19 protein-coding genes are annotated in these 22915 nt (G+C 64.6%); 4 read left to right on the top strand and 15 right to left on the bottom strand.

Annotated features, from left to right (window positions below):
- Nucleotides 1-74 precede the first annotated feature (74 nt).
- From LPB260_RS14520 to LPB260_RS14510, 3 genes are all read right to left on the bottom strand, one after another.
- Entirely contained in the window at nt 75-854 is a 780-nt protein-coding gene (locus LPB260_RS14520; protein WP_208709810.1) for an enoyl-CoA hydratase-related protein, read from the bottom strand.
- A 64-nt stretch (nt 855-918) separates the two neighbouring features.
- Nucleotides 919-2571 carry an acyl-CoA synthetase gene (locus LPB260_RS14515; RefSeq protein WP_208709808.1) on the bottom strand — a complete coding sequence of 551 codons (1653 nt, stop codon included), beginning with the start codon at nt 2569-2571 and terminating at the stop codon, nt 919-921.
- 610 nt (nt 2572-3181) lie between these two features.
- A complete protein-coding gene (locus tag LPB260_RS14510) occupies nt 3182-4081 on the bottom strand; it encodes a LysR family transcriptional regulator (protein ID WP_208709806.1) in 900 nt (299 codons plus the stop codon).
- 157 nt (nt 4082-4238) lie between these two features.
- Here LPB260_RS14510 and LPB260_RS14505 point away from each other — a divergent pair, with 157 nt between their 5' ends.
- The 4 genes from LPB260_RS14505 to LPB260_RS14490 are packed head-to-tail and all read left to right on the top strand — an operon-like array spanning nt 4239 to nt 8581.
- Nucleotides 4239-5756: a CoA-acylating methylmalonate-semialdehyde dehydrogenase gene (locus LPB260_RS14505; protein ID WP_208709804.1), complete on the top strand. Its 1518-nt coding sequence runs from the start codon at nt 4239-4241 to the stop codon at nt 5754-5756.
- A 44-nt stretch (nt 5757-5800) separates the two neighbouring features.
- The gene (locus LPB260_RS14500; protein WP_208709802.1) at nt 5801-6574 is read left to right on the top strand and encodes an enoyl-CoA hydratase; all 774 of its coding nucleotides are present in this window, start codon (nt 5801-5803) and stop codon (nt 6572-6574) included.
- Between the two features lie 25 nt (nt 6575-6599).
- The gene (gene mmsB, locus LPB260_RS14495) at nt 6600-7496 is read left to right on the top strand and encodes a 3-hydroxyisobutyrate dehydrogenase (RefSeq protein ID WP_208709800.1); all 897 of its coding nucleotides are present in this window, start codon (nt 6600-6602) and stop codon (nt 7494-7496) included.
- A complete protein-coding gene (locus LPB260_RS14490) occupies nt 7493-8581 on the top strand; it encodes an enoyl-CoA hydratase/isomerase family protein (protein ID WP_208709798.1) in 1089 nt (362 codons plus the stop codon). The genes mmsB and LPB260_RS14490 overlap by 4 nt, the downstream gene beginning before the upstream one ends.
- A gap of 251 nt (nt 8582-8832) precedes the next feature.
- Here the strand turns inward: LPB260_RS14490 and LPB260_RS14485 are convergent, their stop codons facing one another.
- The 12 genes from LPB260_RS14485 to LPB260_RS14430 all read right to left on the bottom strand — a co-directional run bounded on the left by LPB260_RS14485 (nt 8833) and on the right by LPB260_RS14430 (nt 22912).
- Nucleotides 8833-10575, bottom strand: a complete 1743-nt coding sequence (locus LPB260_RS14485) for a NahK/ErcS family hybrid sensor histidine kinase/response regulator (RefSeq protein ID WP_208709796.1) — start codon at nt 10573-10575, stop codon at nt 8833-8835.
- Complete coding sequence (ercA, locus tag LPB260_RS14480) at nt 10559-11722, bottom strand: alcohol dehydrogenase-like regulatory protein ErcA (RefSeq protein WP_208709794.1); 1164 nt, start codon at nt 11720-11722, stop codon at nt 10559-10561. The genes LPB260_RS14485 and ercA overlap by 17 nt, the downstream gene beginning before the upstream one ends.
- Nucleotides 11723-11806: 84 nt before the next feature.
- Nucleotides 11807-13687, bottom strand: a complete 1881-nt coding sequence (locus LPB260_RS14475; RefSeq protein WP_208709792.1) for a prolyl oligopeptidase family serine peptidase — start codon at nt 13685-13687, stop codon at nt 11807-11809.
- Nucleotides 13684-14838, bottom strand: coding sequence for a pyrroloquinoline quinone biosynthesis protein PqqE (gene pqqE, locus LPB260_RS14470; RefSeq protein ID WP_208709790.1), 1155 nt, complete (start codon nt 14836-14838; stop codon nt 13684-13686). The genes LPB260_RS14475 and pqqE overlap by 4 nt, the downstream gene beginning before the upstream one ends.
- The gene (gene pqqD / locus LPB260_RS14465) at nt 14810-15088 is read right to left on the bottom strand and encodes a pyrroloquinoline quinone biosynthesis peptide chaperone PqqD (RefSeq protein ID WP_208709788.1); all 279 of its coding nucleotides are present in this window, start codon (nt 15086-15088) and stop codon (nt 14810-14812) included. The genes pqqE and pqqD overlap by 29 nt, the downstream gene beginning before the upstream one ends.
- 85 nt (nt 15089-15173) lie before the next feature.
- Nucleotides 15174-15926, bottom strand: a complete 753-nt coding sequence (pqqC, locus tag LPB260_RS14460; RefSeq protein ID WP_208709786.1) for a pyrroloquinoline-quinone synthase PqqC — start codon at nt 15924-15926, stop codon at nt 15174-15176.
- A gap of 78 nt (nt 15927-16004) precedes the next feature.
- Nucleotides 16005-16919 (bottom strand): pyrroloquinoline quinone biosynthesis protein PqqB, encoded by a 915-nt coding sequence (gene pqqB, locus LPB260_RS14455; protein ID WP_208709784.1) that lies wholly within the window; start codon nt 16917-16919, stop codon nt 16005-16007.
- Between the two features lie 59 nt (nt 16920-16978).
- Nucleotides 16979-17050, bottom strand: coding sequence for a pyrroloquinoline quinone precursor peptide PqqA (gene pqqA, locus LPB260_RS14450; protein ID WP_003284930.1), 72 nt, complete (start codon nt 17048-17050; stop codon nt 16979-16981).
- Nucleotides 17051-17391: 341 nt separating this feature from the next.
- The gene (locus LPB260_RS14445) at nt 17392-18912 is read right to left on the bottom strand and encodes an aldehyde dehydrogenase family protein (RefSeq protein ID WP_208709782.1); all 1521 of its coding nucleotides are present in this window, start codon (nt 18910-18912) and stop codon (nt 17392-17394) included.
- A 207-nt stretch (nt 18913-19119) separates the two neighbouring features.
- Entirely contained in the window at nt 19120-20895 is a 1776-nt protein-coding gene (locus LPB260_RS14440; protein ID WP_208709781.1) for a PQQ-dependent methanol/ethanol family dehydrogenase, read from the bottom strand.
- 291 nt (nt 20896-21186) lie between these two features.
- Nucleotides 21187-22116, bottom strand: a complete 930-nt coding sequence (locus LPB260_RS14435; RefSeq protein ID WP_208709778.1) for a quinoprotein relay system zinc metallohydrolase 1 — start codon at nt 22114-22116, stop codon at nt 21187-21189.
- Between the two features lie 40 nt (nt 22117-22156).
- A complete protein-coding gene (locus tag LPB260_RS14430) occupies nt 22157-22912 on the bottom strand; it encodes a quinoprotein dehydrogenase-associated SoxYZ-like carrier (protein ID WP_208709775.1) in 756 nt (251 codons plus the stop codon).
- Between the last annotated feature and the right edge of the window lie 3 nt (nt 22913-22915).

The raw sequence follows: 22915 nt of genomic DNA, 5'->3' as shown, positions 1-22915 counted from the left end.
ACGCAGCCATCGCATCTACTCGCGTGCCCACCTCCTTACGAAAAAACCAATGTTTCCCGTACATGCTGCAGTTTCTATAACCCGCGCCAAACCGGTGCGCGCTTCTCGACGAAGGCTCTTGCACCCTCTTTGGCATCTTCTGAACGCATCACTTCGTCAAAAAACTCCAGGGACTCAGCGTCATCAAAATCGGCGACCTGCTTGACCGACATGGCCTCCACCACCGCCGATGCCCGCTTGCAAGCAGAGATGGCCAGCGGAGCCGCCGCGATTACTTTCTCTGCCAGTTCATAGGCGGCACTGCGTAGCTGATCGGCAGGCACCACAGCATTGATCAATCCGTAGGAAGCCAATTCACTGGCCGTCATTTGCCGCCCGGTGTAGAGCATTTCCAGCGCAATGTTTCGCGGCAGGCGATGGAGCAAACGCTGGACACTGACCAGAAAGGGGACATTGCCAATCAAGGTTTCGGACAAGAAGAACCGGGCCTCGCTACTCGATACGACAAGATCGCACGCCAACAGCAACTCCAGGCCGCCCCCTACGCAGAGGCCGTTGACCGCTGCGATCACCGGCTTTTCCAGGCCGGTAAAGTGGGTCAACCCGGCGAAGCCATTTTTCCCGTAGTCGACGTCGCCCTGCTTGGCGTCCAGTTCCTTCAGGTCACCCCCGGTGCAGAAAAACTTGCTACCCGCACCGGTCAGGATGGCCACCCGATGGTGGGCGTCCCTGTTGAACTCGGTGAACACCCGGTTGAGCTCCAGGCTGGCTTCCGAATCGATGGCATTGGCCTTGGGACGATCCAATACGATTTCCAGAACCTGCCCGTTGCTCTTGACCTGAATGCCAGCCATGTCGATTCCCTCTCTTGTAGTGCCATCTAAAAGAACGGCGTTTCGTTCGTCTTTTGGTGCATCCTCAGGCCGCGACTTGTGCCTCTCGTACGAGTGACCGCCTCAGCTCACCACGCCGTATTTTTCCTGTGGACGTCACCGGAATCGCATCGACGAAGATTATTTTTTTCGGGTAGCAATGGGCCGCCAGATTGCGCTTTACCATGGCCTGCAATTGCTCAACCAATGGCTGCCCACCCTCAACGCCAGCCTGCAGCTTTACCACTGCAACAATCGACTCTCCGCTGCGTTCATCCGGAATACCGACCACGGCCACTTCCGCCACGCCTGGATGCAAGAGGATCTGCGCTTCGACTTCCTCGGGCCCCACACGCAAGCCGTTGACCAGAATCAGATCATCCAAACGACCGTAGTAATAAAGAAAGCCCTGCTCATCGAGCGCGCCTTGGTCACCGGTGCGCATCCAGCCGCCGATGAACTTGTTGGCGGTCTGCTCCGGCCGATTCCAGTAGCCCAGCATGTTGCAGGGCGAGTCATGCCAGATGGCAATTTCGCCGTGCTGCCCTGCTGGCACTTCATTGCCGTCGGCATCGATGATGGCGACCTTCTTGCCGGGCGCCAGCCGACCTACCGAGCCCTCCGGAGTGCTGTACAAGGTCGTACAGCCTACGGCGGTCTGATTCGACTCGGTCAGCCCAAACTCGTCATTGACCGCTGCTGCAAATGTTCTTTGCGCCCACCTCAGAACCTCAGGTGGCATCGCCTCCCCGCCGGTCATGATCGCCCGCACCTTGAAACTGGCGCCTTCGGGGACGGGCTCCTTGCTCATAGAGCGCAGAACCGCGGTGGCCAGGAATGGGCAGCTGATGGTGTGGCGCTGCATGGCCTGATAGGCCCGCTCAATGGAGAAGCGTCCAGGTGTCACCACCACAGGGTGCCCCAGATAGAGCGCCGGAAACACCAGATCACCCAGAGAGCCCAACCAGGACCAGTCCGAGGCCGTCCAGAAGACGTCTCCGTTCTGCGGCGCCATCTCGAACCCCAACTGCACACAGGGCAAATGGGCGTTGGCCATCCTGTGCGCATGCAGCGCGCCTTTCGGGGAGCCGGTGGTGCCGGACGTGTAGAAAATGAGCGCCGGGTCGTCAGCGCGGGTATCGGCCACCGGGAAATCGCCATGGGACGTCTGCAACAGGCTGTCGAAATCCACTTCAGCACCGACGGCTTGTTGATGCGTCACGACGACATGGCGGACTGTCGGCAGTCGCAGATCGCCCAACTTGTCAGCGCCTGCCCGGTTCGTGACAATGAGAGCGGCCGCGCAGTCGTTCACACGGAATGCCAAGCCCTCGCCGGAATAAAGCCCCGCCACCGGGACCGATATAGCACCGACCTTAAAGCAGGCCAGGTGGGCCAGCAGCGCTTCAACGTCTTGGCCCAATGACACAATCACTCGGTCGCCACGCTCAACGCCAAGCCCGACAAAAGCGTGGGCCAAATTATCAGACAGGCGCTTAAGGTCGGCGAAGCTATAGTTGCGGACGCATCCATCAACATCCTCGATGACTGCCGTGGCCAGTGGTCTTGCAAGTGCATGCCGATCACATATCTCGGTGGCAATGTTCAAACTTTCTGGAATGTCCCAGCGAAACTCTTCCATCATTTGCTCATACGAGCCGACGTTCGTTCGAATCAACACGCTATTAATCTCCGCCATTTTTATTCTTGCCGGCATGTCTCTGAAATGCTGGCTTATGTAGCCGAAGGACAGCCTCCCCTTCGAATGAAAAAAGTCTCGCGCAAAGCTGCGGTGCGGAATAACGATATATTTCTCTAACGGATATCGAGAACTCCGATACCCACCCTCGCTATGCCGAAAGGCTCTGCTTGCACGAGGGGACACGCCCCGCGATTTCGCTGCACAGGCGTAACTGCCCACCGACGCGGCTCCGTATCCGAACGAGACTCAAGGCATTGGAATGCCACCGATGGCAGGTGAGGACTCATTGCGCGTGCAGCGTTTCTGCTCTCGATAAAACGCCCTGGAGTGGCGGCCAGAGGTTTGCCCGCGACATGGGCGAAAGATCGAGAAGCGCCTCTGCAGGTCGGCCGTTGGCATCGGATGTTTCGGCAGCGGCTAGCACTCATTGCGGCGCTATGCAGCGCTCGATGACGGCTTCGTCTAGCAAGGCCCGGGGGGTCGAGTGCGTGGTGACCCTGATGCACTCTCAGGGCAGCCCTTCAGGCCGCCATGGGGCGCAGCGCCAAACCAGGAGCGACAGGCATGCCCCTTGGACATCATCGCTTCTGCCACTTGACCTGCTCCTTCAAAGGCGCTCGGCGCCCATCAGGCGCGGCCGATTCCGCTCCGCCATCTCCCGCAGAAAGTCCCAAGTCGCGCGCATGCGGGCAAGGTCCTTTAGCTCGATGGGCATCAGCATCCAGAAGGTCCGAGAGAATTCGATTTCATCACTCAACACGCGACCAAGCCGGGGGTCCCTGTCTGCCGAAAAGGCCGGAAGAATGGCGATGCCCGCCCCAGCAGCAGCGGCCTCCTGCTGCGCCAGAATGCTGGTACTGCGCAGGGCGACGTGATGCGGCTTGCCAATCTCGTCGAGGTACAGCAACTCCTTGCTGTACAGCAGATCCTCGATGTAGCTGACGAAGGAATGTGTGCGCAGATCCTCCCGAGTCTGGATGGGAGGATGCTGCTCCAGATAGCCGACCGAGGCGTAGAGTTTGAGCATGTAATCGGTCAGCTTGGTGATGATGAAGGGCCCGCGCTCAGGTCGCTCCAGGGTTACCACGATATCGGCCTCATGCCGTGACAGGTGCACCATGCGCGGCACGGCCAGAAGATCGACCCCAAGGTTCGGATAACGCCGGGTGAGCTCAGCCAGCTGCGGGGCCAGCATCATCGAACCGTACCCCTCGGTGGCACCGATACGAACCAGTCCCGACAAGTTATCCAGCGGATCTGTCCTTGACTGCTCGATGACCGCGCATGCGCTTTCCATGGTTTCCGCCTGGGGCAGCAACGTGCGACCGGCTTCCGTCAACTGATACCCCGCGGCACTGCGGATGAACAGCTGCGTATCCAGCGACTTCTCCAATGCCTGAACGCGCCGCGCCACGGTCGTGTGGTCTACCCCCAAGCGCCGCGCCGCGGCCGTCAGCTTGCCCGCCCTCGAGAGCTCGAGGAAGTAGCGCAGATTGTCCCAGTCCATACAGCCCTCGCCAATGTGCATTTATGCAGAATGGCACTGCACTTTACCGCATTGATATTAATAAAAACGCACTGATAGGATCCAGTCCAAGCCTTGAACAGCCCCCAACCGGTCGCGCCCCAGCGAAAGGCGCTCACTCACCTGGAGTTCTAGATCCATGCAAAAGACAGCTGAAAGCTCTGTTCCAACGGTCAAGTTGCTGATTAATGGCGAGTTCGTCGAATCGCGCAGCAACGAGTGGCGTGACGTAATCAATCCAGCCACTCAAGAAGTATTGGCGCGCGTTCCCTTCGCCACTCAGGATGAAATGGATGCCGCCGTCGCCAGCGCCAGGGAAGCCTTCAAGACCTGGCGCAAGACGCCTATCGGCGCCCGTGCGCGAATCTTCCTCAAGTACCAGCAACTGATCCGCGAGAACATCAAGGAGCTGGCGGCCACCCTGACGGCCGAACAGGGCAAGACCCTGGCGGATGCCGAGGGCGATGTGTTTCGCGGTCTGGAAGTGGTGGAGCACGCCGCGAGCATCGGCACCCTGCAGATGGGCGAACTGGCCAACAATGTGGCGGGCGGCGTCGACACCTACACCCTGCTGCAGCCGCTGGGCGTGTGCGCCGGCATCACCCCGTTCAACTTCCCGGCAATGATCCCGCTGTGGATGTTTCCGATGGCCATCGCGACCGGCAACACCTTCGTCCTGAAGCCCTCCGAACAGGACCCACTGGTGACCATGCGCCTGGTGGAACTGGCCCTGGAAGCGGGCATCCCGAAAGGCGTCCTGAACGTCATTCACGGCGGTGTCGATGCGGTGAACCTGCTATGCGATCACCCGGATATCAAGGCCGTGTCCTTCGTCGGCTCGACCAAGGTTGGTACCCACGTCTACAACCGTGCCACCCAGAACGGCAAGCGTGCCCAGTGCATGATGGGCGCGAAGAACCACGCCGTGGTGCTGCCGGACGCCAACAAGCAGCAGACCCTGAACAATCTGCTGGGCGCCTCCTTCGGCGCCGCCGGGCAACGCTGCATGGCCCTGCCGGTGGTGATCCTGGTGGGCGAAGCCCAGGCCTGGCTGCCCGAGCTGATCGAGCGGGCCAAGACGCTCAAGGTCAGCGCCGGCACCGAAGCGGGCACGGACGTGGGGCCTGTGGTGTCATGCAGCGCCCTGGATCGCATCAGCAGCCTGATCGCCAGCGGCATCGAGGAAGGCGCCAAGCTCGAGCTGGATGGCCGCAACCCGAGCGTGCCGGGTTACCAGGACGGCAACTTTGTCGGCCCGACCATCTTCTCCGGGGTTAGCGCGCAGATGACGATCTACCGTGAGGAAATTTTCGGACCGGTACTCTGCGTGATGCATGCCGCCAACCTGGGCGAAGCGATCGAACTGATCAACGCCAACCCCAACGGCAACGGCACCGCCCTGTTCACCCGCTCCGGAGCCGCCGCGCGTCACTTCCAGGAAGAGATCGACGTCGGCCAGGTAGGCATCAACGTGCCGATCCCGGTGCCGGTACCGCTGTTCTCCTTCTCCGGCTCGCGCGCGTCCAAGCTCGGCGACCTGGGCCCATACGGCAAGCAGGTGGTGACCTTCTACACCCAGACCAAGACGATCACCCAGCGCTGGTTCGACGAGGACGACACCAGCGCCGTGGTGAACACCACCATCAACCTGAAATGACCTCTCCAGGCCGGCCTCGCGCCGGCCTCCCAAGGAGCACGACTATGGAATTCCACACCATACTGGTCGAGATTGACCAGCGCGTCGGTCTGATCACCCTGAATCGCCCCCAGGCGCTGAATGCCCTGAACAGTCAGCTGATCTGCGAGCTGAACCAGGCGCTGGATCACCTGGAAGCCGATCCCGAAGTCGGCTGCCTGGTAATCACCGGCTCGACCAGGGCCTTCGCCGCCGGCGCGGACATCAAGGAGATGGTCGACAAGCGCCACCCGCAGATCTACCTGGAAGACTTCTTCTCTGCCGCCGACCGCGTCGCCGCCCGGCGCAAGCCGCTAATCGCTGCGGTAGCGGGCTACGCCCTGGGCGGAGGCTGCGAGCTGGCGCTGATGTGCGACTTCATCTATGCGGCTGACAATGCCCGCTTCGGCCTGCCGGAACTGTCGCTGGGCGTGATCCCCGGGATCGGCGGCACTCAGCGACTGACCCATGCGCTGGGTAAGGCCAAGGCCATGGAACTGTGCCTGACCGGCCGCCAGCTTAACGCCGAGGAGGCCGAACGCGCCGGCCTGGTGGCCCGCGTACTCCCGGAGGCGCAACTGCTCGAGCAGACCCTGGAGACCGCTCGCGGCATCGCCAGCAAGTCGCTGCCAGCCACCCTGATGGTGAAGGAGTGCGTCAATCGTGCGCTTGAAATCAGCCTGGCCGAAGGCGTGCGCTTCGAGCGGCGCCTGTTCCATTCGCTGTTCGCCAGCGCCGACCAGCGCGAAGGCATGAGCGCCTTCGTCGAAAAACGCCCACCGCAGTTCAAGCACTGCTAATCGCCCTATATAAGAGGTAGTCATCATGCATATCGGATTTCTCGGCCTCGGCAACATGGGCGGACCCATGGCCCTTAACCTGCTCAAAGCCGGCCACAGCCTGACCGTCTTCGACCCTTTCCCTCAGGCCGTTTCCACCTTGGTGGAGGCCGGCGCCGCGGCAGCCGCTTCTCCGGTCGCAGTGGCCGAGGCCAAGGTCGAAGTCATCATCACCATGCTGCCGACCGCTGCCCACGTGAAGGAAGTCTATCTCGGCAAGGATGGCCTTCTTGCCCATGTCAGCCAAGGCGTGCTGCTGATCGACAGTTCCACTATCGACCCCCTCAGCGCTCGAACGGTCGCAAAACTGGCCACCGCCCAAGGCAACCCGATGCTCGATGCACCGGTCTCCGGTGGCACTGGCGGCGCAGCGGCCGGCACCCTGACCTTTATGGTGGGCGGTTCGGTGACTGTGTATGACCAGGCCCTGCCGATCCTTTCGGCCATGGGCAAGAACGTTGTCCATTGCGGAGACAGCGGCAACGGCCAAGTGGCCAAGATCGCCAACAACATGCTGCTCGGCATCTCCATGGCAGGCGTGGCCGAAGCGATGGCCCTGGGCGTGGCGCTGGGCATGGACGCGAAAGTGCTGGCCGGCATCATCAACACCTCCAGCGGACGCTGCTGGAGTTCGGAGATCAACAACCCCGTACCCGGCGTGCTGGAGAACGCCCCGGCGTCGCGCGGCTACAGCGGCGGCTTCGGCACGGACCTGATGCTCAAGGACCTGGGACTGGCCACCGAGGCGGCCAAGCATGCACGCCAGCCGGTGCTCCTGGGCGCGGCAACTCAACAGCTGTACCAGAGCCACAGCCTGCTGGGCCATGGTGGCTTGGATTTCTCCTCGATCATCAAGCTGTACCAGAAGGGCAATCAGGCATGAGCAGCACCCCGTCATTGGTTCTGGCCGATGTACGCAACGGCGTTGGCCATCTGACCCTCAATCGCCCCGACGACCTGAACGCTCTCACGCTGTCCATGGTGCGCCAGTTGTTCCGCTACCTGGGGACCTGGGAAAAGGACCCGGCGATCCGCGCCGTAGTGCTGCGTGGAGCCGGCGACAGAGCCTTCTGCGCCGGCGGCGACATCCGTCAGCTCTATGAAAGCCACAAGGCCGGCGACAACCAGCACGAGTTATTCTTCGAGGAGGAGTATGCCCTCGACGAATACCTGCACAACTACGCCAAGCCAGTGCTCGCACTGATGGATGGTTTCGTCCTCGGTGGCGGCATGGGCCTGGCCCAGGCCGCCACACTGCGGGTCATCAGCGAGCGCACCCGGATGGGCATGCCGGAGGTCGGCATTGGCTTCTTCCCGGACGTCGGCGGCAGCTACTTCCTGCCCCGTCTGCCCGGCCAGCTGGGGCTTTATCTAGGCGTCACTGGCACCCAAGTGCGCGCCGCCGATGCTCTTTACAGCGAGCTGGCCGACTACTGCCTGTCCAGTGAGCGATTCCCCGAACTGGACACCGCGCTGGATCAGATGAGGTGGAGCAGCGCGCCATTAGAGGATCTGAATAACCTGCTCAAGAGCCTCGCCAGTCAGCAGGTCGTCGGATCGGAGCTCAAAGCCTACCGTCAGGCGATTGACCACTATTTCAACCTGCCTGATATCCCGGCAATTTGCGCTGCGTTGCAGAGGGAGGAACGGCCCGAACTACTCGATTGGGCGGAGGAAACGGTTCGCCTGCTCGACAGTCGCTCGCCATTGTCCATCGCGGTGACCCTGGAGCTGCTGCAGCGCGGTCGCCAGTTGCCGCTGGCCGACTGCTTTGCCCAGGAACTGCACCTGAGCTACCAGTGGTTCGACAAGGGTGACCTCATGGAGGGCGTTCGCGCCTTGATCATCGACAAGGACAAGAACCCGCAGTGGAACCCGCCGACCCTGGCAGACCTGGAGCCGGCAAGGATCAAGGCCCTCTTCAGGGGCTTTCGCCCAGCCACCGGCGAGCCCCTTCGCAAAACCTGATCCGAGGTAGGCAGCGCATTGCGTGATGGGTGTAGTGGTCCGATGATGGATGAGATGGGTCAAAGTCTCTAACGGCTGAAAATGGGACAAAGGGCTCGTCCGCTGGGGGATTCGAACCACTTTTTACCACTGGGTAGAGTCCCGCTTCCATTGACCGCCACTGGTCTCAGCTCAGTATCGTTCAACGATACTGAGCATCCACCTGCCGCAGTGCTCAGGAGTCAATACTTCGCGTTGAATCCTCGGGTAGTTCATGTCTTGGAGCTGGCGAGCAACTGACTGAGCACGGCCCGCAGCTTGCCTGGCTTGACCGGTTTATTGAGCAGCGGCACAGCCATACGCTGCAGTTCGCGGCGACATTGGTCGCTGCGGTCGGCGGTGATGATCACCGAGGGAATGGCGCAGGCAAAATGCTCGCGCAATTGCCGCACCACCTCGCATCCAGTCACCCCGTGATCGAGGTGGAAGTCGGCCAGGATCACATCGGGTACCTGTCTACCCAGTGCCTGAAGCGCGGCGGGCAGGTCGATTGCGGTGATCACCTCACACCCCCACTGCCCGAGCAGGGCAGACATGCTGTCGAGAATGCTCACTTCGTTATCCAGCACCAGCAAGCGACGCCCTGGCAGCGGATCACCGACCTGGGTGCGCGGCGTCGACAAGGTCTGCACGACCGGGGTGGGCTGCTGGGCCAGGGGGACCCGGATGGCGAACATCGAGCCCCGCCCCAGTTGCGAGCGCACGATGACCTGATAACCGAGCATGTGCGCGATCCGGTCGACGATGGCCAGTCCCAGGCCGACCCCCTTGCGCTCGGCGGCACGGCCGACCTGCAGCTGGTTGAATTCGAGGAAGATGCTGTCGAGCTGGTCTTCGGCGATTCCCCGGCCGCTGTCCCAGACCTGCAGTTCGAGAAATTCGCCGCGCAGGCGCGCACCGAGCAGGATGCCGCCGCACTCGGTGTAGCGGCAGGCATTGCTCAGGAAGTTGCGCAGGATGCGGGTGAGCAGGCGAAAGTCCGTGCTGATCGCGCAATCGGCAATGCGCACCTTCAGCGCCAGCCCCGCCTCCGCGGCCACCGGCTGGAACTCCGAGGCCAGCGGCGCGAGAAGCTCGCCCAGGCGGTATACATCGATATCCGGTTTGATTGCGGCCTGGTCCAGCTTGGAAATTTCCAGCAGGTCGGTGAGCAGGTCCTCGGCGCCTTCCAGTGCCTGATGGCTGCGCTCGATTAGATTGCGCTCGGCATCCGGCAAGCGGCGTTCACGCAGAGTGGAAATCAGCAGGCGTGCCGCGTTCAAGGGCTGCAGCAGGTCATGGCTGGCTGCCGCCAGATATTTGTCCTTGCTGTGGTTGGCCGCCTCCGCCGCATCACGCGCCTCGCGCAGATCCTGCTCGACGCGCTTGCGCTCGACGATCTGCTGCAGCAGGTTGCGGTTGGCTTCCTGCAATTCGGCGGTGCGCGCGCTGACCCGCTGCTCCAGCTCGTCGTTGAGTTGCTGCAGGCGCTGCTGCGCCTGCTTGCGCTCGCTGATGTCGGCGACGAATCCCTCGAACAGGCCCTCCTCGTCCGGCTTGAGCAGCAGGTTCATCAGCACGTCGATAACCCGGCCATCCTTGCGGCGCAACTGGGTCTCGTAGCCGAACAGGCCGCCCTGACGCTGCAGGGCGTCGCGGATATGCTGCAGCTCCTCGGCACCGCCGACGAACAGGTACTCGGCCAGGTCGGTCAGCGACCAGAGCACCTGCTGCGGGTCGTCGTAGCCGAGCATCCGTGCCAGGGCCGGGTTGGCCGCCCGCAGGCCCTCCTGCAGGCTGGCCTGGAAGATGCCGTGCACGGCGTGCTCGAACAGCCACTTGTAGCGATTGCGCTCGGCCTCCAGCTCTTCCAGGCGCGCCAGCAGTTCCGGGTAGTGACTCTTGCGCACCGAGTGACTGCCCAGCCCGAGCAGCTCGGTGAGCGCCTGGCGCTGCTGGTCAGAGGGCCTCGGCATAGACGACCTCGACATCCCGCTGGCTCGACTCGCGCGGGTTGGTGAGGATGCACGGGTCCTCCATCGCATGCTGCGACAGGAAGGGGATATCGGAGGTGCTGACGCCGTGCAGGCCCAGGGTTTCGTGGAAGCCCACGGCGTGCTTGAACTGGATCAGGTGTTCGATCAAGCGCTGGCGAACCTGCGGGTGCGTGAGCCCGCGGGTGTCGATGCCAAGGGTCTCGGCAACCATCCTAAAGCGTTCAGGCGCCGCGTTGTAGTTGAACGCCACCACGTGCTCCACCAGCACCGCATTGCACAGCCCATGGGGCAGGTCGAGGAAGCCGCCGAGGCTGTGGCTCATGGCATGCACGGCGCCGAGGATGGCGTTGGAGAAGGCCAGGCCGGCCTGCATGCTGCCCAGCATGATCTTCTCGCGCAGGGCGATGTCCGCCGGGTTGGCAATCATCGCCACCAGGTGGCCATTGATCAGGCGCATAGCCTCCAGGGCGTGGGAGTCGGTCAGCGGCCCCGAGCCGGTGGAGACGAAGGCCTCGATGGCGTGCACCAGCGCATCGATGCCGGTGCAGGCCGACAGGAAGGGGTCCATGCTCAGGGTGGTTTCCGGATCGATCAGCGACACGTCGGGCACCGCGCCCTTGCTGACGATGGAAAACTTCATCCGCTCCTGCTGGTTGGAGATGATCACGAACTGCGACACATCCGCCGAGGTGCCGGCGGTGGTGGGAATCAGGATCAGCGGCGGACTGGGCACGCGCAGGGTGTCCACGCCCTCGAATTCGAGGATGTTCCGACCGTGGGCCACGGCGATGCCGATGCCCTTGGCGCAGTCCATCGGGCTGCCGCCGCCGACCGCGACGATCACGTTGCAACCCTCGCTGAGGTAGCGCTCGGCGCCGAGCATCACCTCCTCGGCGCGCGGATTGGGCGATACCTGGGTGTAGAGGCAATGTTCGATGCCTTGGCGCTGCAGGCTGGCCTGCACGTCGGCGACCCAGCCGGCCGCCACTACCCCGGGGTCAGACACCAGCAATACCTTGCGCGCGCCGTAGTTGCTGGCGTAGTTGCCGACACTATGGCGGCAGCCGGCGCCGAAGATGATTTCCGGCGAGACGAACTTGCGGTGACGACTGATATCGGGGCTCACAGTGCGGCCTGCCTGTTGTTGTTCTGACTAGCGCCAGACTACTGCATTGGCCTGCCAATGCAATGCGACCTAAGCGCTGAGGGTTCAGGCGGGAGCCCCCAGCAGGCGCTGGTAGAAGCGCCACTCTTGCTCCAGGGCATGGGCCTGGTTGCAGGCCTGTCGGAAACCGTGCCCCTCCTCGGGATAGCAGTGATAGGCGACCGGCATCCCACGCTCGCGCAGGGCGGCGACCATGGCCTCGGTCTGCGCCGGCAGCACCACGGCATCCTGGCCGCCCTGGAAGAAGATCAGCGGCGCCTGGAAGCGCTCGGCATGCAGCAAGGGCGTGCGCGCGGCGTAGCGCTCGGCATCCTGCAGGGGATCGCCGATCAGCCAGTCGAGATAATCGGCCTCGAACTTGTGCGTCACCCGGCGCAGGGCCAGGGGATCACTGACCCCGTAGAGACTGGCGCCGCCACGAAACACCCGGCCGCCGGCCAGGGCGCACAGTGCGGTATAGCCACCGGCACTGGCGCCACGGATGAAGGCGCGGGACGAATCGATGAGGCCGAGCCCGGCCAGGTGCTCGACCAGCGCGCAAGCGTCCTCGACATCGAACAGCCCCCATTGCCGATGCAGTTGCAGCCGATAGGCACGACCGTAGCCGCTGCTGCCGCGATAGTTGAGGTCGGCCACGGCGAAGCCACGCTGCGTCCAGAACTGGATGCGCGGATCGAACACCGGGTAGCAGGCCGAGGTCGGGCCGCCATGCAGGAACACCAGCAACGGCGGCTTCTCTCCTGCAGGCCCCTGGAAACCACTGTTGTGTGGCGGGTAGAAGAAGGCATGGCAGCATCCCCCGCCACTGGCGAAAGACAGCGGCTGCGGTCGCGAGACCTCGCACGCTTCCAGGGGCGCCTCGCCGCCGGCCAGCGCCCGACATTGGCCGCTGGCCCGCTCGATCGCCAATACCACACTGCCCTGCTCCGGTGCCGCGGCGATCACGTAGAAATGTGCGGAGTCGGCCGCCAGCTGGCGAAAGCGGCTGTACCCCTGGGCCAGACGCCGCTCGCCGATAGCCTTGGCGTCAGCCTCGGCCAGACACGCGAAGCCGTCGTCGAGCCAGCTCAGCAGCACGCCATCGCCGGCCAGCGGCAGGTAATTGCAGTTGCCCAGCTGCCAGGGCGCGGCGGCGTGGTCGGCGGCGACGCAAGGCAGCGGCGCCAGGCGGCCATCGGCCGTTTCGCGCCAGGGTTGCCAGTAACCGTTGCGGTCGCTGAGCACCAGCAGTCGGCCCTGTGCGTCAAACGCCGGTTGCTGCAGGGACTCATCGTCGTCCTGTCCGGCCATTACTCGGGCCGGCAGCCAGGAACCGTCGACTGCGCGCTCGGCGACGCACAGGCGGGTCGCCAGCCAGGGCTGCCATGGTCTCTGCCACTCGATCCAGGCCAGGCGCCGGCCATCCGCGCTCAGGGTCGGCGCCGCATAGAAGTCGCAACCCTCGACCAGTACCCGGCGCGCACCGTCGCGCAGATCGATGCCGACCAGCCGGTGCACCACCTGCCCCGCTTCGCGCGACTCCTCCACCGCCACCAGGGTGCCGGAGCGGGCGTCGAAGCGCAGGTCGCCGAAACGGCAGTGGGCGCGCGCGGTCAGGCGCCTGGGCGCGCCATCCAGCACTTGGTGATAGAGCTGCTGGTCGGCCTCGCCAACGAAGGCCAGGCCGCAGTCGGTGAGACAGAAGGCACCGCCGCCGTACTCGTAGACCCGGCTGCGTACCGACAGGCCGTCAGGCGTCAGGCAACGCAGTTGCTGCGCCGTCCAGTGCCAGAGGGTCGAGCGACCGTCTGCTGGGTCGTACTGTAGCCACACCAGACCGCCCAGGCCTGCGCGCAGCTCGGCGAAGTCGCGGCCGGCGGCAGCCGCCTTGGCGCTCGACCAGGCGCTGTCCCAGAAGCCGAAGGGCGCGACCGCTTTGTTGTTCATGCCTTGCAGATTAGCCGGGAGGCCTGCTCGTTACGAAACTGCAGGCTGTGCAGTGCCCCGGGGGCTCGTTCGGCTTCTTCGCGCGCGGCCAGGATGACTCCATGATGCGCGGACTTGCTGCACACCGGGTCGGCATTGCTGGCATCGCCCGTGAGCATGAAGGCCTGGCAGCGGCAGCCGCCGAAGTCCTTGTGCTTCTCGTCGCAGCTGCGGCAAGGCTCTGGCATCCAGTCGTCGCCACGAAAGCGGTTGAAGCCGAAGGAGTCGTGCCAGATGTGCGCGATGCTGTGCTCGCGCACGTTGGGGAACTGCACCGGCAACTGCCGGGCACTGTGGCACGGCAGCGCGGTGCCGTCCGGGGTGATGTCGAGAAACAGGTTGCCCCAACCGTTCATGCAGGCCTTGGGCCGCTCCTCGTAGTAGTCCGGGGTGACGAAGATCAGCTTGCAGGGGTGCTTCTCGGCCGCCAGTTTCGCCCGCCACTGGTTGGTGATGCGCTCGGCGCGCTCCAGCTGGGCGCGGGTCGGCAACAGGCCGGCGCGGTTCAGTTCGGCCCAGCCATAGAACTGGCAGGTGGCCAGTTCTACGAAGTCCGCCTCCAGCTCCAGGCACAGCTCGATGATCCGCTCGATGTTGTCGATGTTGTGCCGGTGGGTGACGAAGTTGAGCACCATGGGATAACCGTGCGCCTTGACCGCACGGGCCATGGCCAACTTCTGGGCGAAGGCCTTCTTCGAGCCCGCCAGCAGGTTGTTCACCTCCTCGTCGGCGGCCTGGAAGCTGATCTGGATATGGTCCAGGCCGGCCTCGCTGAAGCTGGCGATGCGCGCCTCGGTCAGGCCGATGCCGGACGTGATCAGGTTAGTGTAGTAGCCCAGGCCCCGCGCCGCCTCGATCAGCTCGGCCAGGTCCTGGCGCACCAACGGCTCGCCGCCGGAGAAGCCCAGCTGTGCGGCGCCAAACTCGCGGGCCTGGCGAAACACCTCGATCCACTCGGCGGTACTCAGCTCCTGGCCCTGCTGGCTGAAGTCCAGCGGGTTGGAACAGTACGGGCACTGCAACGGACAACGGTAGGTCAGCTCGGCCAGCAGCCACAGTGGTGGGCCGGCGGCATGGCCAGGTTTAGCGAAGCTCGATCCAGAACTGGGCATGGGCTACCTCCATAAAGGCGAGGATGTCTTCCTCGATACCGGGCACGTCGGGAAAGCGTTGCTGCAGCTGGCCGATGATCTCGGCCACCGAACGCTTGCCATCGACCTGACGGAGAATTTCCCCGGCGCTGTCGTTGAGCTTGATCATGCCTTCCGGGTACAGCAGTACATGGCAGCCCTGGGCCGGCTCGAACTGCAGGCGAAAGCCTCGGCGGATGGCCGGGACGTTGGGCAGGATGGTGGCGGTCATTGTTCGGGCTCCCGACTGGTGCGCGCGGCGCACCCTACAAAGGACTCAGCCGTAGGGTGCGCCGTGCGCACCGTTTGTCTGGGGTTCATAACGCGGTCCCTCGATGCCAGACTCGCTCGGCCGTCACCGTATGGTAGGGCGGGCGCTGCAGCTCGTAGGCCATGCTCATGGCATCGAGCATGCTCCACAGCACGTCCAGCTTGAACTGCAGGATCTCCAGCATCCGCTGCTGGGACTCAACGCTGCGGTAATGCTCCAGGGTAATGCGCAGGCCGTGCTCGACGTCGCGGCGTGCCTGGCTCAGACGCGTGCGGAAGTAGTCGTAGCCGCCAGCGTCGATCCAGGGGTAATGCTGCGGCCAGGCATCCAGGCGCGACTGGTGGATCTGCGGGGCGAACAGCTCGGTCAGCGAACTGCTGGCCGCCTCCTGCCAGTTGGCCCGGCGGGCGAAGTTGACATAGGCGTCGACGGCGAAGCGCACTCCCGGCAGCACCAGCTCCTGGGACAGCACCTGCTCGCGCTCCAGACCCACCGCCTCGGCCAGGCGCAGCCAGGCCTCGATACCGCCCTCCTCGCCGATCGCGCCGTCGTGATCGACAATGCGCTGCACCCACTCACGACGGGTGTCGCGGTCCGGGCAGTTGGCGAGGATCGCCGCATCCTTGAGCGGGATGCACAGCTGGTAGTAGAAGCGGTTGGCCACCCAGCCCTGGATCTGCTCGCGGCTGGCGCGGCCCTCGTACATCGCCCGATGGAACGGGTGATGAATGTGGTAGTAGGCGCCCTTGGCGCGCAGCGCCTGCTCGAATTCGACAGGACTCATGGCGGCTTGTCTCATCAGGGTCTCCGATATGCGTTGCCGTTGGCGTAGGGTGCGCCATGCGCACCAGCGTTCTTAAGGTGCGCACGGCGTACCCTACAAAGTGATGCTCATGCCATCGAAGGCGACCTCGATGCCGTGGGCGCCCAGCTCGGCGCGCTCCGGCGAATCGAGGTCGAGGATCGGATTGGTATTGTTGATATGGATAAGGACCTTCTGCGCGGCGGGCAGGCCGTCGAGCACCTCGATCATGCCGCCGGGGCCGCTCTGGCACAGGTGGCCCATCTCGCTGCCGAGCTTGTCGCCGACCTCGCACACGCGCATCTCGTCGTCGCGCCACAGGGTGCCGTCGACCAGCAGGCAATCGGCGCGGCGCATCCAGGCCAGCAGCGCCTCGTCCACCTGCCCCAGGCCCGGAGCGTAGAACAGCGTGCCGCCGCTGCGGCGGTCCTCGACGAACAGGCCGATGTTGTCGCCTGGATGGGGGTTGCCGCGGTGCGGCGAGTAAGGCGGCGCGCTGCTGCGCAGGGGAATGGCGCTGATCGCCAGGTCCGGACAGGCCGGGATGCTGAACGGCGCGCCATCCAGTTCGATCAGGTTGTGCTGCAGGCCGCCGTTCCAGTGGCCGAGCATGTTGAACAGCGGAAAGCCACTGCTGAGGTCCTGATGAACCATTTCCGTGCACCAGACCTGATGCGGGCAGCCCTCGCGCAAGGTCAGCAGGCCGGTGCAATGGTCGATCTGGCTGTCCAGCAGAATGATCCCGCCGATCGCCGTGTCGCGCAGCTGACGCGCCGGTTGCAGGGCCGGGAAGGATTCGAGCTGGGCGCGGATGTCCGGCGAGGCGTTGCACAGAATCCAGTCCACGCCGTTGTCGCTCAGGGCGATCGAGGACTGGCTGCGCGGCTGCGCGCGCAGGCTGCCGTTACGCACCCCGCGACAGTTGCGGCAGTTGCAGTTCCATTGAGGAAAGCCACCGCCGGCGGCGGAGCCGAGAATCTGGATATGCATGGCGGGTACCGAGGGGAAATACCGGGTGAGATGCCCCGACAGCGCCGGGGCCGGGCGAATCAGCGATTGGCGAAGTACATCGTCACTTCGAAGCCAATGCGCATATCGGTGAAGGCGGGTTTAGTCCACATGGCGCGGTCCTCTCTTGTTATCCAGCCGGGACATTCCGGCCCTGTTAGTTATGCCCCCGCAGGCGTCGTAACAGAATGGTACTTTGGGAGGAGATCGGGCTGGCTTTGGTAGGACGGTTAGCGAGCCCAGCAGCTGCGCGCCCCCGGGGACTGCCCAGTTGCACCCGGGCTGCGCCACCGACGCGGCCGCGGCGGCAAACAAAAAACGCGGCCGAAGCCGCGTTGCGCTAGCGATCTGCCGCGACGATCCCGTCTGCCTGGCCGCCGACAAATCCCGCCCACAGGCGAGTCGCACAAGGGAGCCGGCGCGCTGGAGCGAACGCGCCGGAAGGGCTGTGCAATCAGAAGAAGCCCAGCGGGTTGATGTCGTAGCTGATCAGCAGGTTCTTGGTCTGCTGATAGTGATCGAGCATCATCTTGTGGGTCTCGCGGCCCACGCCGGACTTCTTGTAGCCACCGAAGGCGGCGTGCGCCGGGTACAGGTGGTAGCAGTTGGTCCACACCCGGCCGGCCTTGATGCCGCGGCCCATGCGGTAGGCGCGGTTGATGTCGCGGGTCCAGACCCCGGCGCCGAGGCCGAACTCGGTGTCGTTGGCGATCGCCAGGGCCTCGGCTTCGTCCTTGAAGGTGGTCACCCCGACCACCGGGCCGAAGATCTCCTCCTGGAACACGCGCATCTGGTTGCTGCCCTTGAGCAGGGTCGGCTGGATGTAGTAGCCGCTGGCCAGGTCGCCCTCGAGCTTCTCGGCGGCGCCACCGGTGAGCAGCTCGGCGCCCTCCTGCTGGGCGATCTCCAGGTAGCTCAAGATCTTGTCGTACTGCTGCTCCGAGGCCTGGGCGCCGACCATGGTCTCGGTGTCCAGCGGGTCGCCTCGCTTGATCTGCTGGATCTTCTTCATCACCTCGGCCATGAACGGCTCGAAGATCGACTCCTGCACCAGGGCGCGGGACGGACAGGTGCACACCTCGCCCTGGTTGAAGAAGGCCAGCACCAGGCCCTCGGCCGCCTTCTCGATGAAGGCCGGCTCGGCCTGCATGATGTCCTCGAAGAAGATGTTCGGACTCTTGCCGCCCAGTTCCACGGTCGACGGAATGATGTTCTCCGCGGCGCACTTGAGGATGTGCGAGCCCACCGGGGTGGAGCCGGTGAAGGCGATCTTGGCAATGCGCTTGCTGGTGGCCAGGGCCTCGCCGGCCTCCCGGCCGAAACCCTGGACCACGTTGAGCACGCCCGGCGGCAGCAGGTCGCCGATCAGCTCCATGAGCACGGTGATCGACAGCGGGGTCTGCTCGGCCGGTTTGAGCACGATGGCGTTGCCGGCGGCCAGGGCCGGGGCCAGCTTCCAGGCGGCCATCAGCAGCGGGAAGTTCCACGGGATGACCTGGCCGACCACGCCCAGGGGCTCGTGGAAGTGATAGGCGGCGGTGTGCTCGTCGATCTCGGCGGCGCTGCCTTCCTGGGCGCGGATGCAGCCGGCGTAGTAGCGGAAGTGATCGGCGGCCAGCGGCACGTCGGCGTTCAGCGTTTCGCGCACGGCCTTGCCGTTGTCCCAGGTCTCGGCCACGGCCAGCAGTTCCAGGTTGGCTTCGATACGGTCGGCGATCTTCAGCAGAATCAGCGCGCGGTTGGCCACCGAGGTCTTGCCCCAGGCCTCGGCGGCGCCGTGGGCGGCGTCCAGGGCCAGTTCGATGTCGGCGGCATCGGAACGCGGGAACTCGCCGATCACCGAGGCATCGACCGGGCTGGTGTTGGTGAAGTACTGGCCCTTGACCGGGGCGACGAACTCGCCACCGATATAGTTGCCGTAGCGCGGCTTGAGGGAGATGACTGAGCCTGGGGTACCGGGTTTGGCATAGATCATGATGCGTTCCTCTTCTTGTCGGAGCCTGCCCCCTGGACGTGGAACAGGTCATGGTTCGATCTTAGGAAGCCCGCGCGCCGGCCGGTATGCATCCATGGCACAGGTCGCCTCCTCATTTGGTAGTAGTGGCCCCGACCGGCCGGGCCACAGGCGCGCGATAACGACGAAGGCCGGTCAGAGACCGGCCTTCGTTCTACCCCTGGTGGATCAGCGCTTGGCGACCAGGTCCTTCGGCAGCTTGAAGGTCCAGAGCATGCCGCCCTGGTTGAAGTTCTTCACCCGCTTGGCCACTTCGCCACCCCACAGCGGCACCGCGCCACCCCAGCCGGACAGCACCGAGACGTACTGTTCGCCGTCCATCTCCCAGGTCACCGGCGAACCGAGCACGCCGGAACCGGTCTGGAATTCCCAGACCTTCTCGCCGGTCTTGGCATTGAACGCCTGCAGGAAGCCCTCGGGGTTGCCGGTGAACACCAGGTTGCCCTTGGTGGTCATCACCCCGCCCCACAGCGGCGCGAAGTTCTTCTGCCGCCAGACTTCCTTGCCGGTCTTCGGATCGATGGCGCGCAGCACGCCGATGTAGTCATCGTTCAGCGGCTTGATGGTGAAACCGGCGCCGAGGTAGGCCGCGCCCTTCTTGTAGGCGATGTCCTCGTTCCAGATATCCATGCCCCACTCGTTGGACGGCACGTAGAACAGGCCGGTGTCCTGGCTGTAGGCCATCGGCATCCAGTTCTTCGCACCGAGGAAGGCCGGCGCAGCGAACACGCTCTTGCCCTTCTCGGCGGCGGCCGGCGAGCCCGGGCGGTTGTCGTCGACGTAGATCGGCCGGCCGTTCTTGTCCAGGCCCTTGGCCCAGGTGATCTTGTCGACGAAGGGGAAGCCGCGGATGAACTTGCCGTTGGTGCGATCGAGCACGTAGAAGAAGCCGTTGCGGTCGGCGGTGGCCGCGGCCTTGATGGTCTTGCCACCTTCCTGGTAGTTGAACGAGACCAGCTCGTTGACGCCGTCGAAGTCCCAGCCGTCATGCGGGGTGGTCTGGAAGTGCCACTTGATGCTGCCGTCGTCCGGGTTCAGGGCCAGGCGCGAAGAGGAATAGAGGTTGTCGCCGGGGCGCAGGTGCGAGTTCCACGGCGCCGGGTTGCCGGTGCCGAACAGCAGCAGGTTGGTTTCCGGATCGTAGTAGCCGCCCAGCCACGGCGCCGCGCCACCGGTCTTCCACAGGTCGCCCGGCCAGGTCTTGCCGGCTTCGCCGCCGCTGATGCCGTTCTCGACCTTCTTGCCGTCCTTGTAGACATAGCCCATGTGGCCTTCCACGGTCGGCCGGGTCCACAGCAGCTCGCCGTTCTTCGGGTCGTAGGCCTCGATCTTGCCGACCACGCCGAACTCGCCGCCGGACACCCCGGTGATCAGCTTGCCGTTGACCACCAGCGGCGCCGCGGTGATCGAGTAGCCGGCGCGGTGGTCGGCGACGCTCTTGCGCCACACCACCTTGCCGGTGTCCTTGTTCAGGGCCACCAGCTTGGCGTCCAGGGTGCCGAAGATCACCAGGTCGCCGTACAGCGCCACGCCCCGGTTGATCACGTCGCAGCACGGGCGGATGTCGTCGGGCAGGCGTGCGTCGTACTGCCAGAGCTCGCGGCCGGTGCGTGCATCCACCGCGAACACCCGCGAGTAGGAGGCGGTGACGTACATCACGCCGTCCTTGACCAGAGGCTGGGCCTGCTGGCCGCGTTGCTTCTCGCCGCCGAACGACAGGGTCCAGACTGGGCGCAGGTCCTTGACGTTGTCGCTGTTGAGCAGGTCCAGCGGGCTGTAGCGCTGGCCCTGCAGGCCGAGCCCGTTGGTGACGATCTGGTCGGTGGTTTTCACATCGTCCAGGATCTCCTGGTCGGTAACGGCCCAGGCGGCGGCGCTGGATACGAGCATGGCGGCACAGAGTGCACTGAGGAGGAAGGGCTGGCGAAGACCGGTGTGTTTCATTGCGGCTACCTCTGCGGGTTAATTGTTATCACCGGGAAGATTTCCCGATCTAGCGCAGATTGTTCGGCCGCCGGCCGCAGGCAACAATTCGACGCAGTGTCGAATTAGCTACTCCCTTGGTAGCAGTACTCCGCTCCTTGGGCTTTCGACAATCCGCCACGGAGCCTCGGCCAGGTCGCGCGTTGCGGGCCAAGGAGTGTGGCGCAAGGCAAGTGCTTGCCGCGTACCCGGCCGACGACCAGTGGCGGATTGCCTGGCTGTTCAGGGAGGACGCCGGGTCGAGCTGCGCGTTCAGCGGTCTACCCGCCGCATCGCCGCGCGCTCATAGCGCGGATAGAGGTGACTGACGCTGCGGATCAGCTCGTAACGCGACAGGCTTACGCCGGCGAAGCGCGCGGGAATCGGCGCGCGGATCAGCTCGTTCATCTCCACGCCCTGCTCGGCGCCCTCGCGCAATAGCGCGTCCAGCCAGCCGAGGTAATCGCGCATCTGCACGAAGGGCGCGTCGCTGGTCTCCAGCGGTCCGTGTCCGGGCACTATCTGCTTCCAGGGCAATGCCTGGAGTAGCGCAAGGTCAGCCAGCCAGGTATCCAGCCCCGGAGTACCCGGCGTCGTCAGGGCGCGCTGGTAAAACACCAGGTCACCGGCGAACAGCACGCCGCTGGTCTCGTCGAATACCGCCAGGTCGGCGCCGGTGTGACCGCTCAGGGCGAGCAGACGCAGGCGTCGCTCGCCCAGTTGCAGCACGCCCGGCTGCACCGCTTCGCTGGGCAGGACCAGCTCGGTGCCGCGCATCCAGTCGCCGACCAGGCGGTACATGTTCTCCGCCATGGCCTCGCCCTGCTCGCTCATCAGGGCCGCAGTGCCCGGCAACGCGGCGATCGGCACATCGGCGAAGGCCTGGTTGCCGAGGGCATGGTCGGGATGGTGGTGGGTCAATAGCAGCATCTTCACCGGTTGGTCGGTGACCCCGGCGATGGCGCGGCGCAGGGCTTCGCCGTAGCGTTTCGACGGCCCGCTGTCGAGCACCAGCACGCCGGCCTCGCTGACGATAAAGCCGATGTTGACGATATTGCCGCCGTTGCCGGGCGCGAAGTTGTCCGTACTGCCCTCCACCAGCCATACGCCGTCGGCGATCTGCCGAGGTTGCAGGGCATAGTCCAACTCGGCCTGTGCAGCCGGCGCGGCGAGCAGCACGACCAGCAACAGCATCCAGCGCATGGGCACCTCCCGGTTCGATCGAACCACCAGGCCGCCGCGCCTAGAGCGCCGCGGCGAACTCGTTGCCGTTGTTGTCGCGCAGCCACAGTCGCGTCTCGCCCTGCCCTCTCACTTCGAGGCTCAGGGTCGGGTCCTCGCTCACCGCGGGAAACAGCTCCAGGCGAGCGAGTACCTGGCCGCTTGCATCGCGCAACTCGGCCTGGTTGAGAAAGAACTCGGGGATGCCACCGACCAGACCATTGTCCATGGGGTGAGCGATCTGCACGCGCAGGCGGCTGCCATCGCCCTGCCTGAAACGCGCGCCCTGCAGCTCGCCCAAGCGCTGCTCCCAGCCGGGCTGGGCGCGCACCACGCTGGGTGCCGTGCAGCCACCTCCGGCGGCGTCGATTTCGGTGGAGCCGACGTGCCAGACGCCGTCGGCAGTCAGCACGGCGGCGCGGATCGGCGTGGCCTGTTCGATGCGGATGCGAATGGCCAGTCGCGGCTGCACCTGCTCGCCCGGTTGAAAGTCGAAGATCCGCGGGATGGGATTGAGCTCGGCCCAGGCGAGAATCCGCAGCACCTTGGCGCCGAGGGCACTGGCATCGACCTGGATCGGCACCTGCCGGGCGTCCTCGGCGAAGGGCGGGGCCAGCACCTTGACCCGCTGATCGAAGACGAAGGGCGCACCCTCGAGCAGGTGCTGGTGGTGGTACTCCCACATCACCGACGTGACGGGATCGCCCTCCACCGCCCAGTTGCTACCGGGCCAGGCAAGCAGCAAGCAAACCCAGCGCAAGCGCCAATCCAGCTGCATAAC

The sequence above is a fragment of the Pseudomonas sp. LPB0260 genome (genome assembly GCF_013388395.1).
Note: the sequence above shows the minus strand (reverse complement) of the source record. Positions and strands in the feature narration are given on the sequence as shown.

What these genes read in the sequence shown, in the direction of transcription:
- LPB260_RS14520 (WP_208709810.1), bottom strand. Translation starts at nt 854, where the DNA reads ATGGCTGGCATTCAGGTCAAGAGCAACGGGCAGGTTCTGGAAATCGTA.
- LPB260_RS14515 (WP_208709808.1), bottom strand. Translation starts at nt 2,571, where the DNA reads ATGGCGGAGATTAATAGCGTGTTGATTCGAACGAACGTCGGCTCGTAT.
- LPB260_RS14510 (WP_208709806.1), bottom strand. Translation starts at nt 4,081, where the DNA reads ATGGACTGGGACAATCTGCGCTACTTCCTCGAGCTCTCGAGGGCGGGC.
- LPB260_RS14505 (WP_208709804.1), top strand. Translation starts at nt 4,239, where the DNA reads ATGCAAAAGACAGCTGAAAGCTCTGTTCCAACGGTCAAGTTGCTGATT.
- LPB260_RS14500 (WP_208709802.1), top strand. Translation starts at nt 5,801, where the DNA reads ATGGAATTCCACACCATACTGGTCGAGATTGACCAGCGCGTCGGTCTG.
- mmsB (WP_208709800.1), top strand. Translation starts at nt 6,600, where the DNA reads ATGCATATCGGATTTCTCGGCCTCGGCAACATGGGCGGACCCATGGCC.
- LPB260_RS14490 (WP_208709798.1), top strand. Translation starts at nt 7,493, where the DNA reads ATGAGCAGCACCCCGTCATTGGTTCTGGCCGATGTACGCAACGGCGTT.
- LPB260_RS14485 (WP_208709796.1), bottom strand. Translation starts at nt 10,575, where the DNA reads ATGCCGAGGCCCTCTGACCAGCAGCGCCAGGCGCTCACCGAGCTGCTC.
- LPB260_RS14475 (WP_208709792.1), bottom strand. Translation starts at nt 13,687, where the DNA reads ATGAACAACAAAGCGGTCGCGCCCTTCGGCTTCTGGGACAGCGCCTGG.
- pqqE (WP_208709790.1), bottom strand. Translation starts at nt 14,838, where the DNA reads ATGCCCAGTTCTGGATCGAGCTTCGCTAAACCTGGCCATGCCGCCGGC.
- pqqD (WP_208709788.1), bottom strand. Translation starts at nt 15,088, where the DNA reads ATGACCGCCACCATCCTGCCCAACGTCCCGGCCATCCGCCGAGGCTTT.
- pqqC (WP_208709786.1), bottom strand. Translation starts at nt 15,926, where the DNA reads ATGAGACAAGCCGCCATGAGTCCTGTCGAATTCGAGCAGGCGCTGCGC.
- pqqB (WP_208709784.1), bottom strand. Translation starts at nt 16,919, where the DNA reads ATGCATATCCAGATTCTCGGCTCCGCCGCCGGCGGTGGCTTTCCTCAA.
- LPB260_RS14445 (WP_208709782.1), bottom strand. Translation starts at nt 18,912, where the DNA reads ATGATCTATGCCAAACCCGGTACCCCAGGCTCAGTCATCTCCCTCAAG.
- LPB260_RS14440 (WP_208709781.1), bottom strand. Translation starts at nt 20,895, where the DNA reads ATGAAACACACCGGTCTTCGCCAGCCCTTCCTCCTCAGTGCACTCTGT.
- LPB260_RS14435 (WP_208709778.1), bottom strand. Translation starts at nt 22,116, where the DNA reads ATGCGCTGGATGCTGTTGCTGGTCGTGCTGCTCGCCGCGCCGGCTGCA.
- LPB260_RS14430 (WP_208709775.1), bottom strand. Translation starts at nt 22,912, where the DNA reads ATGCAGCTGGATTGGCGCTTGCGCTGGGTTTGCTTGCTGCTTGCCTGG.